Consider the following 16,489-nt stretch of genomic DNA (forward strand, 5'->3'; position numbering starts at 1 on the left):
TCTCCTGGTTGCCGCGCGGGCGGCGTCATGCCACTTCATCGTGTCAGCAACCGACCGGCGGCCGTTGACCCACGTCAAGCCCCCGTCATCGGGCGAGCCGCGCGCGTTGCGGTGCGGCTACGCTTGGAATGCGAAACGCGCGAGACCGATCGCGCAGGGAGGGGAGCATGCTCGCGATGATGTTTGACGGCACGACGCCGCACTTGCGCGAAGCGCGCGTGCCGGATCCGACGCCCGCGCCGGGCCAGCTGCTGATCGACGTGCACGCATGCGGCGTGTGCCGGACGGATCTTCACGTCGTCGACGGCGAGCTCGCGCATCCGAAGCTGCCGCTGATTCCGGGGCACGAAATCGTCGGAACGGTGCGCGCGATGGGTGCGGGCGTGACGGGCTTCGCGGTGGGCGACCGCGTGGGCGTTCCGTGGCTCGGCTCGACGTGCGGGCATTGCGCGTATTGCACGTCCGGCCGCGAGAACCTGTGCGACACCGCCGGATTCACCGGCTATACGATCGACGGCGGCTACGCCGAGCGTGCGGCCGCCGATCACCGGTATTGCGTGCATCTGCCGCGGCGCTATGCCGACCTGGAAGCCGCGCCGCTCCTGTGCGCGGGCCTGATCGGCTACCGAACCTTGCGCATGGCGGGCGACGCGCGCCGCATCGGCATCTATGGCTTCGGTGCGGCGGCGCATCTCGTCGCGCAGGTCGCGCATGGCGAAGGACGCGAGGTGTTCGCGCTGACGAAGCCCGGCGACACGGACGCGCAGCAGCTCGCGCTGTCGCTGGGCGCCGCATGGGCCGCCGGCAGCGACGAAATGCCGCCGGAGCCGCTCGATGCGGCGCTGATCTTCGCGCCGGTGGGCGCGCTGGTGCCGGCCGCGCTGCGCGCGGTCGACAAAGGCGGGATCGTCGTGTGCGGAGGCATTCACATGAGCGACATCCCGGCCTTTCCGTACGCGTGGCTGTGGGGCGAACGTCGCATCGCGTCGGTGGCCAACCTGACCCGTGCGGACGCAGTCGAATTCATGCGGGTCGCCGCCGCGATGCCGCTGCGGGTCGAGGCAGTGCGCTACGCGCTGACCGACGCGAACCGCGCACTCGACGACCTGCGCGGCGGACGCGTATCGGGCGCCGCCGTGCTGGGCATGCGCGGCTGATCCGCCCGACGGCGCCGCGGCGCGCTCAGATTTGCCGCAGGCCTTCCGAATCGACGATCCGGATCTGCTTGCCCTGCGCCGCGACGAGCCCCTTGTGCTGGAATTTCGACAGCATGCGGCTGACCGTTTCGAGCTTCATGCCGAGGTATTCGCCGATCTCGTCGCGCGTCATCCGCAGCACGAATTCCGCGGCCGAGTAGCCGCGCGCCTTGAAGCGCGCGGAAAGATTGAGCAGGAACGCGGCCACCCGCTGCTCGGCGTTCATCGTGCCGAGCAGCAGCATCTGGGACGATTCGCGCACGATCTCGCCGCCCATCATCTGGTACACGTGATGCTGCATCGGCCGCACTTCGCGGCACAGCTGCTCGAGCTGGCCGAACGGGATGATGCAGACCGTGCTGTCCTCGAGCGCGACCGCGTCGCCGTTGTGATGCCCGGTGTGCACGCCATCGAGCCCGAGCGATTCGCCGACGATCTGGAAGCCGGTGATCTGCTCGTCGCCGTCGCGATGCATCATGATGGTCTTGAACGACCCGGTCCGCACCGCGTAGATGCTGGTGAAGGCGTCCCCCGCGCGAAACAGCGTTTCGCCGCGCCGGACGTGGCGCGTCGTGCAGATCATCGCGTCGACGCGCGCGAAATCGTCGGGAGAAAGATCGGGCGGCATGCAGACGGTACGCAACGCGCATGTCGAACAGCGGGACGCGGCGCGCTTGGGCTGATCCGCCGGCTCGACGGAGCGCAGCGGGATGAACGGGCGTAACGGCATGGTCGTCGGGACTTCGGCACTGCTCTGCATGATCGGCTCCTGTTCGGCGGCAGCGGCGGTTCGCCGTCGGGCGGGATCGCGCTGGCCGTTGTAGCGGCGGTCTTGGTGTCTGCCGCCTTCCTGTCGGGAAAGCCCGCCGGACGCGCCGGAGACCGCTACGCCGGTCTCGTCGATGATGCTGCCCTGGCTCCGGGAGGCACGTTTGCTCGTTTTTCTTGATGCGAAGTATGGAGGTTGCGCGGCGTCAAGAAAATCAGCCGGAATTGAAGTTGCGGTAGGGGAGAGGGAAGCCTTGTAGGACGTTTCCTACAGCGCTGCGGCATCTTGTCGCGAGCGTCGCCGGCGTGCGCCGGACACGGACGGCGGGCGGCGCTTCGCCGCGCCGATGCGTCCGGCCCCTTCGCGCGGGGAAGCGGCCGTGCCCGATGCCGCCGTCGGCGTCACAGCTCGTCCGGGTCCTCGAACAGCTTGTGGCGCATCGCGTAGCGGACGAGCGCGGTGTCATTCGGCATCTGCATTTTTTCGAGGATCCGCGTCTTGTACGTGCTGACGGTCTTGACGCTGACGCAGAGCGCCTGCGCGATCTCGGAAATCGACTCGCCGGTGGTGACGCGCCGGAACACGTCGAACTCGCGGTCGGACAGGCGCTGGTGCGGCAGGAGATCGGTCGGCTCGTTCAGGCTCTGCGCGAACTGCTCGGCCATGGTCAGGCTGACATAGACGCCGCCGGCCGCGATCTTGGTCAGGGCGGCGACCAGTTCGGCGCTGGCACTTTCCTTGGTCATGTAGCCCGAGGCGCCCGCGCGGAATGCCCGCACCGCGTACTGCTGCTCGGCATGCATCGTCAGCACGAGGATATGCAATCCCGGCTTCTCGTCCTTGATCTGCTTGATGAGCTCGACCCCGTTGCGGCCGGGCATCGACAGGTCGAGCACCAGCACGTTGGCGTCCGTGCCGCGCATGAGCGCGATCGTCGACGCACTGTCCTGCGCTTCGCCGACGACCTCGAACCCGCTCGCGCTCTGCAGGATGTGCCGAAGACCGTCCCTGACGAGTGCGTGGTCGTCGGCGATGAGTACCCTGATCATGACCGCATCTCTCCTTGCTCGATGGCGTGCAGCGGCAGCGCCACGGTGATCGTGAATCCCTTGCCTGGCAGGCTGTCGATCGTCACCGTGCCGTCGAGCATGTGCGCGCGCTCGCGGATGCCGATCAGGCCGAACGACGGACGGTCCTGCGCATCGCGGGGGGGCGCCGGCGCGCCGTGACCGTTGTCCGCGATGCGCAGCATGCAATAACCGTCTTCCGCTTTCAACGACAGTTTCACGTTCGTCGCGTCCGAGTGCCGCGCGACGTTGGTCAGCGCCTCCTGCACGATGCGGAACAGCGTGGTCGCCCCCGCGCCGGTGAACGCGATGTCGCCGGGGGCGATGTCCCGGTCGACCGTGATTCTGTAGCGGCGCGTGAAATCGTTCGCCAGCCAGTCGATCGCCGGGACGAGGCCCAGGTCGTCGAGCATCACCGGCCGCAGATCGGCCGCGATGCGCCGGAGCGACGCAACGGTCGAATCGATCAGGCGGTGCATGCCGCCCAATTGCTCGCGCACGCCGGGGTTGGGCGCGACGACGCCCGCGAGCCCCAGTTCGACGGCCGACAGATCCATCTTGAGCGCGGTGAGTTGCTGGCCGAGGTCGTCGTGCAGTTCGCGCGCGATCCGCGTCTTCTCTTCCTCGCGCACGTTCTGCAGGTTGGCGGACAGGTCGCGCAGTTCCTCGCGCGACTGCTTGAGGGCGTTTTCCGCGCGCACCCGCTCGGTCACGTCGCGCAGCATGACCGTGTACAGCTTGCCGGTGCCGTCGCGAATCTGCGAGATCGACGCCTCGATCGGAAACTCGGTGCCGTCGCCGCGCAAGCCGAACAGCACGCGTTGCCGGCCCATCTGGCGCTCCGACACGCCGGTCACGCCGAATTGCTCGACGTGTCGCGCATGCGCGGCGCGAAAGCGCTCGGGGATGAAACGCGACAGCGGCGCACCGACCGCCTCCATCGCGGAGACGCCGAACACGCGCTCCGCGGCCGGGTTGAAGATCACGATCGTCTGGCTTTCGTCGACGGTGATGATGGCCTCCATCGACGAGCGGATGATGCCCATCATCCGGGCCTCGGTGGGCTGGCTGTCGCCGGCGGGCGCCGGCGTTCGGTTCGCGACGGCCTGCCGCACGAGCGCGGCCAGCGTCAGCGACAGTACGATGCCCGCCAGCAGCACGGCCGTCGCGGCCGCGTCCGTCGCGGCGCGCGGCGCGCTGTAGTGGAGCGAGAGCGGCGTGCCGCCGAACGTCAGCGCGTCGGTCCGCTCGAACGTCGCGCCGGCGTCGAATGCGTCGCTTCCGCCGAAACCGCCCGAATACACGGGCGCCGCGGGATGGTCGGCCAGGATTTCCAGGCGCAGCCGTTCGAGCAGGGACGGATCGACGAGACGAGCCGGATTCAGCGCCGCATACACGTACCCGGCCGCCGTTGCGTGCCGCGCGCCGGGCGACGTGCGGTCTTCACCCTGTGCATCGATCGGCAAGTACAGCGTCAGTTCGGTCCGGGCGATCGCCGCATCGGTGCCGTCCTGAATGGCGTTCGCGGCGAGCGCGACCTTGCCGGTTTCCGCCGCCCGCTGCAGCGCCTGCCGGGTCGGCTGATCGTTGTTCGCCAGGCTCGGCTCGATTCGCCCGAGGCTGCGGACCGGCGACTGCAACCCGTCCAGATCGAGACCGGCGAGATAACGGCGCCACGCGCCGCCGTCCGGCGGCGCGGGCAGTGCCGACGCGAATTCCCGGGCGCCGCGCAGGACGACGGCGGCACCGAGGAGGCTGCGGCGAAGGTCGGCTGTCGCGCGCGTCGCGGTTTGCGCGAAGCGCGCCTGGGCGGCTTGCTCCGCCCGATGCTGCAGCAGCCGGGATGCGGCAAACGAGGCGGCCACGCCGAGCACCAGCGTCAGCAGCACGGCAACGGTCGCATATCGGCTGGGTCGAATCGGCTGCGAAGCCGGTCCGGCCCGGAAGGGGGGCGCATTCACGGTCATTGCCGTTCATCCTGACGGATTTCGTCGACGGCGGGCTGGCGGCGGGCCGGACGCCGGGCACGGAGGGCGGAGCGGGCCGCAACCACGATATCGCCCTGAATTGTGCGCGTTTTGTCGGCATTCGCCAATCGGGACCGATGCGCAAGGGGGCGACGCCGCGCGTGCTTGACCCGTGTCAACGGACCGGCGCCTGCCGGGATCAGACTGGCTTCATGAACCGGTCGAACCCGGACGACAACTGGGAGGCGTCATGTATCACAGGATCTTTGCGGCACTCGACGGCAGCCGTGGCGCGCGGCTCGCGCTCGACGAGGCGATCTCGCTCGCCCGCGAGTCGGGCAGTCTGGTCATCGCCATGTGCGTGGTGTCGGATGCGCCGCGGCTCGCCGACGTCGACAGCGGCTATATCGATCAGCGCGATCCGGCCGGGCTGGACGCGGACCGGGCCGCGACAGCGGTCTCGGACGCCGAAACGGCGTTCCGGCTCTCGGGGGTGCGCGGCATCGCGCAAACCATCGACGCGTGCGGAGAAGACATATCGGACGTGCTGGCGCGCGCCGCGGCCGAATGCGAGGCGGACCTGATCGTGATGGGCACGCATGGCCGGCGCGGCGTGCGCCGCGCGTTGCTCGGCAGTGTCGCCGAGTCGCTGGTGCGCATCGCGGACCGGCCGGTGCTGGTCGTACGGGAGGGGCCGGACGCGTGCGCCGGCGTGTTGTGAGGGGAAGGAAGCGGGCAGCCGCGAGTGGCTGCCCGTTCGCGCCGGCTCAGTGGGACAGCAGGACCGGCACCGTCATCGTTTCGAGGATCGTGCGGGTCGCGCCGCCCAGCACGCGCTCGTGGGCGCGGGTATGGCTGTACAGGCCCATGACGAGCAGATCCGCATGCAGGTCGGTCACCCGGTTCAGCAGCGTCGCGCCCACGCCGACCGACCGATCGCGCGGCGTCGTCGAGAACGATGCGCGCACGCCGTGCCGTTCGAGATACGCGGCGACGTCGACGCCGGCGGGCGTCTTGTCCGGATCGGGCCGGCCGCGGACAACCGTCTCGACGTTGACGAAGCGTGCGCGGGCGAGCAGCGGCAGCGCGTCGGCCATCACGCGCGCGGCTTCCCGCCCGCCGTCCCAGCCGACCAGCACGTTCTCGCCGAGCGTGCGCACGTCGCCCGCATACGGCACGACGAGCGCCGGACGGCCGCTGCCCATCACGACATCCTCGACGAAACGGCGCGCCACGTAGGTCATGCGGTCGTCGGGATCTTCCTGGCCGAGCACCAGCAGATCCGCGTGACGAGCATGCAGGATCGTGGCGGCAATCGGGTCGCCGGCCGGCGCCTGCCATTCGACGCTGCGTCCCGCGCGCTCGGCGGCGGTCAGGAACCGTTCTTCCGCCTCCTTGCGCCGCTGGTCGCACAGGCGCTCGTAGACGGCAAGCTTGAGCGGCTCGTCGGGCCGGCGCAACGGCTCGAGGAGATCCTGGCAGACCACGTAGAGGCCGATCAAATGCGCGTTCCAGCGTCCCGCGAGTTCGAGCGCGAGGTCGACTCGCGTCGCACAACGCTCGCTGTCGTCGAGGTGAACGAGCAGGGTCTTGTAGCTCATGACGGTACCTTTTCGGTTGAGGCGGCGGGGGATTCGGCGGGGTGCTCCGACGGGCAGCTCGCCGGAATCATCAGGACCGGGCAGGTGGCTTGACGCAGCACGCGCTCGGCCACGCTGCCGAGGAAGAGGCGCTGAAAGCCGTGACGGCCGTGCGTGCCCATCACGATCAGGTCGGCCTCGATCTCCCCGGCGAGACCGACGATCCGGTGCGGGACGGTTTCGCCCGCGGGCGCGACGTTGGAGATCTGCGGCGTGCCGGCCACGCCGCGTGCTTTCATGCGTCGCGCCGCGTCCTCGGTGACGCGCAGCCCCTCTTCACGGAATGCATCGACCAGGATCGACGGATCGTATCCGTACATGTCGTAGGCCGGCACCAGGAAATCGACGACGTAGACGGGTGTCAGCCGGGCACCCGTTTCCGACGCGAGCGTCAGCGCGGCGTCGAGTGCACGGGACGACGTGTCGCTGCCGTCGAGCGCAACCAGAATGTTCGAGTACATGGCAGTTCCCTTGAACGGATGTCGATGCACTCATCATCGGCGCGTGCACGCCGGTCGCGCTGATCTGGATCAAGCGTCCCGGTTGCCGCGCAGCACGCGCACCGCCGCGCGCGCCGCGATCCAGGCCTCGTTGGTCGGCTCGACGACCACCGTGACCGCGCTCGCCGCGGACGACACGACATGCGCGTCGGCGGCATTCGCGCGCGCGTCGAGCGCGACGCCGAGCCAGCCGAGCGCCGCGCAGATCCGCTCGCGCAACACCGCCGAGTGCTCGCCGATGCCGGCCGTGAAGACGAGCATGTCGAGGCCGCCGAGCAGGGCGGTCAGCGCACCCGCCTCGCGCACGATGCGATGGACGTACAGCGCCAGCGCGTCGCGGGCCGGCGCGTCGCCGGCCGCCTCGCGCGCGAGCAGCACGCGCGGGTCGCCGGAGGCCCCCGACACGCCCTTGAGCCCCGACTCGTGATACAGCAGGTGTCCCAGCGCGTCGCCGGACAGCTTGCCGGCCTCGAGCAGGTGCAGGACGACGCCGGGGTCGAGCGTTCCGCAGCGGGTGCTCATCATCAATCCGTCGAGCGCGGAGAAGCCCATCGTCGTCGCGACGCTGCGGCAGTCGCGCAGCGCGCACAGGCTCGCGCCGCTGCCGAGATGGGCGGCGATCACGCGGCCGTGCGCACGCGCGCCGAACGACTCGTCGAGCGCGACGGACAGGTATTCGTACGACAGTCCATGGAATCCGTAGCGGCGCACGCCCTGGTCGAACCACGCGTGCGGCAGCGGCAGCAGCTGCTCGGTGCGCGGCAGCGTGCGATGAAACGCCGTGTCGAACACGGCGATCTGCGGGACGTCCGGAAACGCGTCGCGCAGCGCGTCGATCGCATCCAGGCTGTGCGGCTGATGCAACGGCGCCAGCGGCGTCAGCGTGCGCAGCGCGTCCAGCACGTCGTCGTCGACGAGCACCGGCTCCAGGTATCGCGCGCCGCCGTGCACGACGCGATGCGCGATCGCGCCCAGCGCGACATGCGGCAATTTCGTGCGGATCCACGTCGCGATCCGCGCGAGCACCGCGCGGTAGGGGTCTTCCCGCGTGCCGAGCGGCAGCGAACCGTCGGGCTCGGCGTCGAAGCGGATCGATACGCGGTGGCCGGCCGCGACCGCTTCGCCCTCGTGCAGCGGCCGCCGCGCGGGGGCGCCGTGCGGCGGGTACGCGAAGACCGCGAACTTCACGCTCGACGAGCCGGCATTGACGACGAGCAGGGCGAGCGTACGCATCGGCCGCCCTCAGTGCGACATCAGCACCGGCAGCGTCATCGACGCCAGCACCGTGCGCGTGGCGCCGCCCATCACCAGCTCGCGCCAGCGCGAATGGCCGTAGGCGCCCATCACGAGCAGGTCGGACCCGGTTTCATACGCGCGCGACAGCAAGGTGTCGCCGACCGCCGAGCCGGCGCCGGCATCGATGTCGAGCACGTTCACGTCGCGTGCATGGCGGGCCAGCATCAGCGCGGCATCGGCGGCCGGAATGCGCGTGGTCGCCGCTTCCGAGTTGCCGTCGACCACGGCGGCGACCGTCGTGCGCTTCGCATGCTCCAGAAAGGGCAGTGCGTCGTGCGCGGCGCGAACGGCTTCGCGGCTGCCGTCCCATGCGACGAAAACCCGTTCGCCGATCGACGGAAATTCGCCGGTGTACGGCCAGAACAGCACCGGGCGGCCGGCGGACAACACGAGGTTCTCCGGAAACTGGTCGTCGATATAGGTCTCGGGGTCGTTCGGGTCGCTCTGGCCGGCAATCACCAGATCGGCGAGACGGGCGGCGCGCGGCACGGCCACGTTCGCGCGCTCGTCCGCGCGAACCCAGGTGGCCGGTACTTTTGCCCGGGCGGTCTCCGCATGGAACAGGCGTTCCAGCGCGGCGAGCCGCTCGTCGCGTTGTTCGCGGTGCGCGTGGAAATAGTCGGCGGAGCCGGCCATCACGTAGAACGAGTAGGGCTCGGGCGTGTAGACCGCGAACAGCCCGGTGAGATGCGCACCGAAGCGCCGGGCGAGACGCAACGCGCACTCGAGGCGCGAATGCGCGCGGGCGCTCGTATCGAGGTGCACGAGCATGCTTTTGTAGCTCATCGGAATCGCTCCATCGACGGGGGAACCGCCAGTGCAATCCAGTCTACGAAGCAGGGTTTCCGCGTACTTGACTCAGATCAACGGCTCCCGCGCGCGATGCCCGCACAGTGAAGCGGTCGCGATGCCGATCCCGGGCAGGCGGCATGTGGCGCGATGCCAACCCATTGACCGGATCGAAAGAGGGAAGCCGATGAGTACGTACGCTTGGACGACACCGAACGACGTTTGCCGCGCGGGCTGCGATCTCGCGCTGCGCATGGCCGCGCTGAACCGCGACTGGCAGCATGAATGGCATGCGCTGGCCGGGCGGCGTATCGAGCGGGACCGCGCCGCGGTGGGCCACCTGCAGCAGGCGTTGGCTGAAACGCAAGAATGGACGGCGTTCGGCGAGGCGACCCGGCAGGTGATGCGCGACTACGCGATCGCGAGCGTCGCGATCTGGCAGGACGCCGTCGAGCTGGGCATGCGTGCGCAGTTCGAGAACGCCGGCGCGTGGCGCAACTGGTTGCGCGAATACGGCGCGGGTGCGTTGTCGCGTTATCAGACCGACTGGCTGCCCGATCTGGGACGACTGGCCGCGGTCAACGAAGCCAGCATGCCGTGGGCCGAATGGATGACGGCACTGGAACGCGGGCTCGAGGACGCGAACGACGAGGCGCCGGTTGCCCGTCGCCGTCTGAACGGCGTGACCGACGCCCGGGAGAACGATCATGTGCGCTGATCGTGTCGCGTTCGTCACGGGCGGAATGGGCGGGCTCGGCGCGGCGATCGGCCGGCGCCTGCACGACGCGGGCATGACGGTGGCGGTGTCGCATACGGAGCGCAACGACCACGTCGCGACGTGGCTCGCGCAGGAACGCGACGCGGGCAGGACGTTCCACGCTTTCGAAGTCGACGTCTCCGACTACGATTCGTGCCAGCACTGCGCGGCGCGCGTGCTGGCCGAGTTCGGGCGCGTCGACGTGCTCGTCAACAACGCGGGGGTCACGCACGACGCGACCTTCGTGAAGATGACCAAGAGCATGTGGGACGCGGTACTGCGCACCAACCTCGACGGCATGTTCAACATGACCAAGCCGTTCGTGCCGGGCATGATCGAGGCCGGCTTCGGGCGGATCGTCAACATCGGCTCGGTGAACGGCTCGCGCGGTGCGTACGGGCAGGCGAACTACGCGGCGGCGAAGGCCGGCATCCATGGCTTCACGAAGGCGCTGGCGCTCGAACTCGCGCGCCACGGCGTGACGGTCAACACGGTTGCCCCCGGCTATCTGGCGACCGCGATGCTCGCGACGGTGCCGAAGGAAGTGCTCGACACCAAGATCCTGCCGCAGATTCCGGTCGGCCGCCTGGGCAATCCGGACGAGATCGCCGAGCTCGTCGCCTTCCTGTGTTCCGATGCGGGGGCTTTCGCGACCGGCGCGGAATTCGACGTCAACGGCGGCATGCACATGCGATGAAAGCATCCGTCACGCGCATGCCGGTCGAGCACGAGCCGAAACGGCCAACGGGTACGCACGCACCGGCGTCGAACCCGGCCGAATGCATGCCGGCCCGGCCGTCGCCCGCCGACCAATGGAACCGCGCCGCGCATGCGAACGTGGCCGCGATGACCTTCGGGCTGTCGCCCGTGTCGCTCGCGCTGGCCGTGCTCGACTGGGGCGCGCATCTGGCCGTGTCGCCGGGAAAATGCTTCGGGCTTGCGACGCAGGCGTGGCTGGCCGCCGCCGCACCGGCGGCAAACCCGGGCGACGACGAGGCCGACGCCGCCGACACGAGCGGCCTGGCGGTGCACGCCGGGCAGGCCGATCCGCGCTTCGTCGCGCCCGCATGGGCCGGCTGGCCGTTTTGCGCGTACCGCGACGGCTTCCTGTCGATCCAGCGCTGGTGGCGCGACGCGACGCGCGGCGTGCCGGGCGTCGAACGGCACCATGAGGCACTGGTCGGATTCGCCGCGCGGCAGTGGCTCGACGCATGCTCGCCGGGCAATTTCCTCGCGACCAACCCGGTCGTGCTCGACGCGACGATGCGCAGCGGCGGCGCGAATCTCGCGGCAGGGCTGCGGCACTGGCTGGACGACGCGCACGCGCTGCTCGAACGCACGCGCGGCACGCGGGCGCGCGACACACGCACCTATCTGCCGGGGCGCGACGTGGCGATCACGCCGGGCCGCGTGGTCTGGCGCAACGCGCTGTGCGAGCTGCTGCAATACGACCCGACGACGGCCGACGTCGCACGCGAGCCGATCCTGATCGTGCCGTCGTGGATCATGAAGTACTACATCCTCGACCTGCAGCCGCACGATTCGCTGATTCGCTTCCTGGTCGACGCCGGCTACACGGTGTTTGCCGTATCGTGGCGCAATCCGGGCGCGGAAGCGCGCGAGCTCGGGCTCGACGATTACCTGCGCGACGGGTGCATGGCGGCGCTCGACGCCGCCCGCTCGATCTGCGCCGAGGCCGTTCACGCGGTCGGCTATTGCCTCGGCGGCACGCTGCTGGCAATCGGCGCGGCGGCGCTCGCGCGCGACGGGCGGCAACACGAGGTATTGCGCTCCATCACGTTGCTGGCCGCCCAGACCGATTTCAGCGAGCCCGGCGAGCTTGGCCTCTTCATCGATGCCAGCGAACTGTCCGCGCTCGATGCGCTGATGTGGCGGCAGGGTTACCTCGACGGCGCGCAAATGTCCGCCGCGTTCCAGCTGCTGAACGCGCGCGACCTGATCTGGTCGCGCATGATGAGCGAATACCTGCTCGGCACGCGCACCAAGCCGAACGACCTGATGTCGTGGAACGAGGACACCACGCGCATGCCGTACCGGATGCATACCGAATACCTGACGCGGCTTTTCCTCGACAACGATCTCGCGGCCGGCCGCTACTGCGTCGACGGGCGGCCTGTCGCGCTGTCGGATATCGACGTGCCGACGTTCGCGGTCGGGACCGAGCGCGATCACGTGTCGCCCTGGCATTCCGTCTACAAACTCCATCTGCTCACGCACCACGCGCTGACGTTCGTGCTGACCTCCGGCGGCCACAATGCCGGGATCGTGTCCGAACCCGGCCATCCGGGACGCCACTATCGCTGCGCGACGCGCGAGCCCGGCGCGCCATACCGCAGCCGGCACGATTTCGCGAGCGCAACGCCCGCGGTCGACGGCTCGTGGTGGACGTGCTGGCGCGACTGGTTGCATGCGCATTCGTCGGGCGACGTGCCGGCACGGGTGCCGGCCGCCGGCTTCGGCGCCGCGCCCGGCAGTTACGTGCTCGAGACATGAACCTGAACCCGAAGATGAACCTGCCTCCGGAAGCGCCCGCCGACGCGTGCCTGCCCGGCCTGTTGCCGCGCGCGGACGGCGCGCCGCCCGACCTGATCGCGCGTGCGTGCCATGCGCCGCCGCTGACGGTGGCCGTCGTGCATCCGTGCGACACGGCCAGCCTCGTCGCGCTCGCCGCCCTCGCCGCGTCGCCGCTGGGCGCATCGATCGAACCGCTGATCGTCGCGCCGCGCGCGAAGGTGTCGCGCGTGGCGGCGGAGGCGGGCGTCGATCTGGCGAAATGGCCGATCGAGGACGTGCCGCACAGCCATGCGGCGGCGGCCCGCGCGGTGCAACTCGCGGCGGCAGGCCGCGCCGGCGCGCTGATGAAGGGCAGCCTGCATACGGACGAGCTGGTGGAGGCCGTCGTGGCCGCGGAATCGGGCCTGCGCACGGACAAGCGCATGTCCCATTGTTTCCTGATCGACGCGCCCGCGTATTCGCGGCCGTTCATCCTGACGGACGCGGCGGTGAACATCGCACCGGATCTCGCGCAGAAGGCGGCGATCACGCAGAACGCCGTCGACGTCGCGCATGCGCTCGGTGTCGCGCGCCCGCGCGTGGCCGTGTTGTGCGCGGTCGAGACCGTCAATCCGGCGATGCGTTCGACGCTGGACGCGGCCGCGCTCGCGAAGATGGCGGAGCGCGGGCAGATCACGGGGGCGATCGTCGACGGCCCGCTCGCGTTCGACAACGCGATATCGCAGCGCGCCGCGCGCGAGAAGGGGATCGACTCGCCGGTTGCCGGCCGTGCCGATATCCTCGTCGTGCCCGATATCGAAGCGGGCAACATGCTCGCGAAACAGCTCGAATACCTGGGCGGCGCCGCGAACGCGGGCGTCGTCGTGGGCGCGCGCGTGCCGATCGTGCTGACGAGCCGCGCCGACGGCGTCGCCGTCCGGCTCGCCTCCTGCGCGCTCGCGGTGTTGCTGGCGCAAGTCCGGCACGACGCCGCCCCGATGCCTGAACAGGCCCCCCTTTCGATGGAGGAATCGCGATGAAAGCACTCGTGTATCACGGGCCCGGGCGCAAGGCGCTCGAACAGCGGCCCCGGCCGGAACTGCAGTCGCCGACCGACGCGATCGTCCGCGTGACGCGCACGACGATCTGTGGCACCGATCTGCACATCCTCAAGGGAGACGTGCCGAGCTGCGAACCGGGCCGCATTCTCGGCCATGAAGGCGTGGGCATCGTCGAGCAGGTCGGCGCGGCGGTCGATTCGCCGAAGCCGGGCGACCACGTGCTGATTTCATGCATCTCGTCGTGCGGCCGCTGCGAATACTGCCGCCGCGGCCTGTATTCGCATTGCACGACCGGCGGCTGGATCCTCGGCAACCGGATCGACGGCACGCAGGCCGAGTACGTGCGCATCCCGCATGCGGCGACCAGCCTGTACCGGATTCCGGCCGGCGCGGACGAGGACGCGCTCGTGATGCTGTCCGACATCCTGCCGACCGGCTTCGAATGCGGCGTGCTGAACGGCAAGGTGCAGCCGGGCTGCTCGGTCGCGATCGTCGGGGCCGGGCCGATCGGGCTGGCCGCGTTGCTGACCGCGCAGTTCTATTCCCCCGCGCGGATCATCATGATCGACCCGGACAGCCATCGGCTCGACGTCGCGCGGCGCTTCGGCGCGACCGACTGCCTCGACGGCCGCGACGGCGACCCGGTAGCGGGCGTGATGAAGCTGACCGACGGCGTGGGCGTGGATTGCGCGATCGAGGCGGTCGGCATTCCGGCGACGTTCGAGATGTGCACGTCGCTGGTGGCGCCCGGCGGGGTGGTCGCGAACGTCGGCGTCCATGGCGTCAAGGCCGACCTGCACCTCGAGAAGCTGTGGGATCGCAACATCTCGATCACGACGCGGCTCGTCGACACCGTCAGCACGCCGATGCTGCTGAAGACCGTGGGGGCCGGACGCCTCGATCCGGCGCGCCTGATCACGCACCGGTTTTCGCTCGACGACGTGGAAAGCGCGTACGACACGTTCGGGCGCGCCGCGCAAACCCGCGCGTTGAAGGTCATCATCGAGATCGGCTGAGTGCCGGCCCGGGGCCGCGTGTGGCGGGAACCGCGGCGGCGGCGCGTCCCGTCACGCGCGGCAGGCGTCTTGCCGGCGCTTCGCCGGCGGTCAGGACGACAGCGCGGCCGGTTCCTGCGTGCCGCGCGATTCGGCTTCGTCGAGATCGACGCACTGCTCGTAGGTCGGCACCTCGCACGGCCAATGCAGGCGTTCCGAGATGCGCCGGCGCATCGCATCCGCGGCAGCGGGTTCGCCATGCGTGACGAACGTCCGCACGGGCGCGCCCTGCATCGTGCCGAGCCAGTTCAGAATCTCTTCGTAATCGGCGTGGGCCGACAGCGTCGTGATCGACTCGACCTGCGCGCGCACGCGGACGTATTCGCCGTGAATCTTCAGCGTCGGCTCGTGCGCGGCGAGCGCCGCGCCGCGCGTGCCGGCCGCCTGGTAGCCGACCAGCGCGATCGTGTTGCGCGCATCGGGCGCGTAGCGGGTCAGGTGGTGCAGCACGCGCCCGCCCGTCGCCATCCCGCTGCCGGCGATGATGACCATCGGGCCGTGGTGTTCGGCGATCGCTTTCGACTGGTCGACCGAGCGGATCATCGTGGCCGCGTGGCCGAGGGCGTTCGCGTCGGAAACGGTCAGCCGGTGTTCGAGGATATGGTGGCGATAGAGCTCGGTCACGTCGGTCGCCATCGGGCTGTCGAGGAACACCGGGACGCGCGCCATGCGGCCGGACGCCTTGAGCCGCGCGATGTAGTGCAGGATTTCCTGCGCGCGGCCGACGGTGAAGCAGGGCATCACGACGACCCCGCCGCGCGAGAAGGTCTTGTCGAACAGCGCGGCCAGTTCATTCTCGGGGTCCGACGCCGGGTGCAGCCGGTCGCCGTACGTCGACTCGACGACCAGGTAGTCCGCGTGCGCGGGCGGGCGCGGCGGTTGCATGATCGGGTCGTGGTACCGGCCGAGGTCGCCCGAGAACGCGAGCACCTTGTGATCCCAGTGCATCACGACGCTCGCCGCGCCGAGGATGTGCCCGGCCGGCAGCAGGCGGAACGACACGCTGCCGCCCAGCGCCGTGCATTCGTCGAAGGCGACGGGCTTCAGCAGGCGCAGCGCGCGCTGCGCGTCGTCCAGCGTGTAGAGCGGTTGCGCCGGATGATGCTTCGAGTAACCGTGCCGGTTCGCGAAGTCGGCTTCCTCCTCCTGCAGCCGCGCGCTGTCGCGCAGCATGATGTCGCAGAGTTCGGCGGTGGCCGCCGTGCAGTAGACCGGCCCGCGATACCCTTCGCGCGCGAGCACCGGCAGATAGCCGGTGTGATCGAGGTGCGCGTGCGTGAGCACGACCGCGTCCAGCGTGTCGGCCGCGAGCGGCAGCGGCCGCCAGTTGCGCAGCCGCAGGTTCTTCGTCCCCTGGAACAGGCCGCAATCGACCAGCACGCGCCGGCTGCCGTGCTCGACCAGATACTTCGAGCCGGTCACCGTTTCGGTCGCACCGAGAAAAGTCAGTTTCATGGATTGCCTCACCGCGAGTCGACGGAACAGTAGGTCGATTACATCCCGAACGCGCGCGCGGCGGTTGATCGAAATCAGGGATGGCGGGATCCGCGTGCCGGCCGGGCGAGCCGGAGGATGCCGTTCATGATCGCGAATCCCGCGCGCCCGGCCGTGCCGCTAGCGCCCGGACGACGCGGGATCCAGCTGCGCGACGAACGCGACGATGCCGGCAACCAGCGCGACGGCCGCGTACGGAACGACCCGCGAGTCGATCAGCATCGCGTGCACGACGCCCAGCAGCGACGCGAGCGCGACGAACACGCAGAGCGTCGCGAGCGCGCTTCGGTATGGCAGACCCATCATGACGTTCTCCCGGGAGGCGGCCGCCGCGGACGGCGTTGCCGTCGACGCAGCGGCCGCGGATTGCGCAACACATGGCCC

At 69.8% G+C, this 16,489-nt stretch carries 16 protein-coding genes; 7 read left to right on the forward strand and 9 right to left on the reverse strand.

What is annotated here, in order from left to right; genetic code table 11:
• The first annotated feature begins 167 nt into the window (after nucleotides 1-167).
• Nucleotides 168-1,157, forward strand: coding sequence for a zinc-dependent alcohol dehydrogenase family protein (locus tag AC1VVG_RS32560; RefSeq protein WP_482837481.1), 990 nt, complete (start codon nucleotides 168-170; stop codon nucleotides 1,155-1,157).
• Nucleotides 1,158-1,182: 25 nt separating this feature from the next.
• On the opposite strand, the gene fnr is transcribed toward AC1VVG_RS32560, so the two are convergent.
• From fnr to AC1VVG_RS32575, 3 genes are all read right to left on the reverse strand, one after another.
• Nucleotides 1,183-1,956, reverse strand: coding sequence for a fumarate/nitrate reduction transcriptional regulator Fnr (fnr, locus tag AC1VVG_RS32565; RefSeq protein ID WP_482837482.1), 774 nt, complete (start codon nucleotides 1,954-1,956; stop codon nucleotides 1,183-1,185).
• 410 nt (nucleotides 1,957-2,366) lie between these two features.
• The gene (locus tag AC1VVG_RS32570; protein WP_034192114.1) at nucleotides 2,367-3,014 is read right to left on the reverse strand and encodes a response regulator; all 648 of its coding nucleotides are present in this window, start codon (nucleotides 3,012-3,014) and stop codon (nucleotides 2,367-2,369) included.
• Nucleotides 3,011-4,999 carry a PAS domain S-box protein gene (locus AC1VVG_RS32575; protein ID WP_482837483.1) on the reverse strand — a complete coding sequence of 663 codons (1,989 nt, stop codon included), beginning with the start codon at nucleotides 4,997-4,999 and terminating at the stop codon, nucleotides 3,011-3,013. The genes AC1VVG_RS32570 and AC1VVG_RS32575 overlap by 4 nt, the downstream gene beginning before the upstream one ends.
• A 250-nt stretch (nucleotides 5,000-5,249) precedes the next feature.
• On the opposite strand from AC1VVG_RS32575, the gene AC1VVG_RS32580 reads away from it, so the two are divergent.
• The gene (locus AC1VVG_RS32580; protein WP_059560960.1) at nucleotides 5,250-5,720 is read left to right on the forward strand and encodes a universal stress protein; all 471 of its coding nucleotides are present in this window, start codon (nucleotides 5,250-5,252) and stop codon (nucleotides 5,718-5,720) included.
• Between the two features lie 46 nt (nucleotides 5,721-5,766).
• Here AC1VVG_RS32580 and AC1VVG_RS32585 read toward each other — a convergent pair whose 3' ends face one another.
• The 4 genes from AC1VVG_RS32585 to AC1VVG_RS32600 form a co-directional block, all read right to left on the reverse strand.
• Nucleotides 5,767-6,600, reverse strand: a complete 834-nt coding sequence (locus AC1VVG_RS32585) for a universal stress protein (protein ID WP_482837484.1) — start codon at nucleotides 6,598-6,600, stop codon at nucleotides 5,767-5,769.
• A complete protein-coding gene (locus tag AC1VVG_RS32590) occupies nucleotides 6,597-7,100 on the reverse strand; it encodes a universal stress protein (RefSeq protein ID WP_175028192.1) in 504 nt (167 codons plus the stop codon). The genes AC1VVG_RS32585 and AC1VVG_RS32590 overlap by 4 nt, the downstream gene beginning before the upstream one ends.
• 69 nt (nucleotides 7,101-7,169) lie before the next feature.
• The gene (locus AC1VVG_RS32595; protein ID WP_069706186.1) at nucleotides 7,170-8,372 is read right to left on the reverse strand and encodes an acetate/propionate family kinase; all 1,203 of its coding nucleotides are present in this window, start codon (nucleotides 8,370-8,372) and stop codon (nucleotides 7,170-7,172) included.
• Nucleotides 8,373-8,381: 9 nt separating this feature from the next.
• Entirely contained in the window at nucleotides 8,382-9,221 is an 840-nt protein-coding gene (locus AC1VVG_RS32600; protein ID WP_034192120.1) for a universal stress protein, read from the reverse strand.
• A gap of 190 nt (nucleotides 9,222-9,411) precedes the next feature.
• Here AC1VVG_RS32600 and AC1VVG_RS32605 point away from each other — a divergent pair, with 190 nt between their 5' ends.
• From AC1VVG_RS32605 to AC1VVG_RS32625, 5 genes are read left to right on the forward strand one after another with little or no spacing between them, the layout of a single operon-like run.
• Nucleotides 9,412-9,942: a hypothetical protein gene (locus AC1VVG_RS32605; RefSeq protein WP_034192121.1), complete on the forward strand. Its 531-nt coding sequence runs from the start codon at nucleotides 9,412-9,414 to the stop codon at nucleotides 9,940-9,942.
• Entirely contained in the window at nucleotides 9,932-10,678 is a 747-nt protein-coding gene (locus AC1VVG_RS32610; RefSeq protein WP_034192122.1) for a beta-ketoacyl-ACP reductase, read from the forward strand. The genes AC1VVG_RS32605 and AC1VVG_RS32610 overlap by 11 nt, the downstream gene beginning before the upstream one ends.
• On the forward strand, nucleotides 10,675-12,495 hold the full coding sequence (locus tag AC1VVG_RS32615; RefSeq protein WP_482837485.1) for a PHA/PHB synthase family protein: 1,821 nt from the start codon (nucleotides 10,675-10,677) through the stop codon (nucleotides 12,493-12,495). Before AC1VVG_RS32610 ends, AC1VVG_RS32615 begins: the two co-directional genes overlap by 4 nt.
• The gene (locus AC1VVG_RS32620) at nucleotides 12,492-13,535 is read left to right on the forward strand and encodes a bifunctional enoyl-CoA hydratase/phosphate acetyltransferase (protein WP_482837486.1); all 1,044 of its coding nucleotides are present in this window, start codon (nucleotides 12,492-12,494) and stop codon (nucleotides 13,533-13,535) included. The genes AC1VVG_RS32615 and AC1VVG_RS32620 overlap by 4 nt, the downstream gene beginning before the upstream one ends.
• Nucleotides 13,532-14,572, forward strand: a complete 1,041-nt coding sequence (locus AC1VVG_RS32625) for a zinc-dependent alcohol dehydrogenase family protein (protein ID WP_482837487.1) — start codon at nucleotides 13,532-13,534, stop codon at nucleotides 14,570-14,572. The genes AC1VVG_RS32620 and AC1VVG_RS32625 overlap by 4 nt, the downstream gene beginning before the upstream one ends.
• Before the next feature lie 90 nt (nucleotides 14,573-14,662).
• Here the strand turns inward: AC1VVG_RS32625 and AC1VVG_RS32630 are convergent, their stop codons facing one another.
• Together AC1VVG_RS32630 and AC1VVG_RS32635 are read right to left on the reverse strand one after the other, a co-directional pair.
• Complete coding sequence (locus tag AC1VVG_RS32630) at nucleotides 14,663-16,066, reverse strand: MBL fold metallo-hydrolase RNA specificity domain-containing protein (RefSeq protein ID WP_343726820.1); 1,404 nt, start codon at nucleotides 16,064-16,066, stop codon at nucleotides 14,663-14,665.
• Between the two features lie 159 nt (nucleotides 16,067-16,225).
• The gene (locus AC1VVG_RS32635) at nucleotides 16,226-16,411 is read right to left on the reverse strand and encodes a DUF2964 family protein (protein WP_059560974.1); all 186 of its coding nucleotides are present in this window, start codon (nucleotides 16,409-16,411) and stop codon (nucleotides 16,226-16,228) included.
• Between the last annotated feature and the right edge of the window lie 78 nt (nucleotides 16,412-16,489).

The organism is Burkholderia sp. L-4, assembly GCF_056856535.1.

Bases quoted from the DNA above. Each gene is read 5' to 3' on its own strand.
- AC1VVG_RS32560 (WP_482837481.1), top strand. From the start codon at position 168: ATGCTCGCGATGATGTTTGACGGCACGACGCCGCACTTGCGCGAAGCG.
- fnr (WP_482837482.1), bottom strand. From the start codon at position 1,956: ATGCAGAGCAGTGCCGAAGTCCCGACGACCATGCCGTTACGCCCGTTC.
- AC1VVG_RS32570 (WP_034192114.1), bottom strand. From the start codon at position 3,014: ATGATCAGGGTACTCATCGCCGACGACCACGCACTCGTCAGGGACGGT.
- AC1VVG_RS32575 (WP_482837483.1), bottom strand. From the start codon at position 4,999: ATGACCGTGAATGCGCCCCCCTTCCGGGCCGGACCGGCTTCGCAGCCG.
- AC1VVG_RS32580 (WP_059560960.1), top strand. From the start codon at position 5,250: ATGTATCACAGGATCTTTGCGGCACTCGACGGCAGCCGTGGCGCGCGG.
- AC1VVG_RS32585 (WP_482837484.1), bottom strand. From the start codon at position 6,600: ATGAGCTACAAGACCCTGCTCGTTCACCTCGACGACAGCGAGCGTTGT.
- AC1VVG_RS32590 (WP_175028192.1), bottom strand. From the start codon at position 7,100: ATGTACTCGAACATTCTGGTTGCGCTCGACGGCAGCGACACGTCGTCC.
- AC1VVG_RS32595 (WP_069706186.1), bottom strand. From the start codon at position 8,372: ATGCGTACGCTCGCCCTGCTCGTCGTCAATGCCGGCTCGTCGAGCGTG.
- AC1VVG_RS32600 (WP_034192120.1), bottom strand. From the start codon at position 9,221: ATGAGCTACAAAAGCATGCTCGTGCACCTCGATACGAGCGCCCGCGCG.
- AC1VVG_RS32605 (WP_034192121.1), top strand. From the start codon at position 9,412: ATGAGTACGTACGCTTGGACGACACCGAACGACGTTTGCCGCGCGGGC.
- AC1VVG_RS32610 (WP_034192122.1), top strand. From the start codon at position 9,932: ATGTGCGCTGATCGTGTCGCGTTCGTCACGGGCGGAATGGGCGGGCTC.
- AC1VVG_RS32615 (WP_482837485.1), top strand. From the start codon at position 10,675: ATGAAAGCATCCGTCACGCGCATGCCGGTCGAGCACGAGCCGAAACGG.
- AC1VVG_RS32620 (WP_482837486.1), top strand. From the start codon at position 12,492: ATGAACCTGAACCCGAAGATGAACCTGCCTCCGGAAGCGCCCGCCGAC.
- AC1VVG_RS32625 (WP_482837487.1), top strand. From the start codon at position 13,532: ATGAAAGCACTCGTGTATCACGGGCCCGGGCGCAAGGCGCTCGAACAG.
- AC1VVG_RS32630 (WP_343726820.1), bottom strand. From the start codon at position 16,066: ATGAAACTGACTTTTCTCGGTGCGACCGAAACGGTGACCGGCTCGAAG.
- AC1VVG_RS32635 (WP_059560974.1), bottom strand. From the start codon at position 16,411: ATGATGGGTCTGCCATACCGAAGCGCGCTCGCGACGCTCTGCGTGTTC.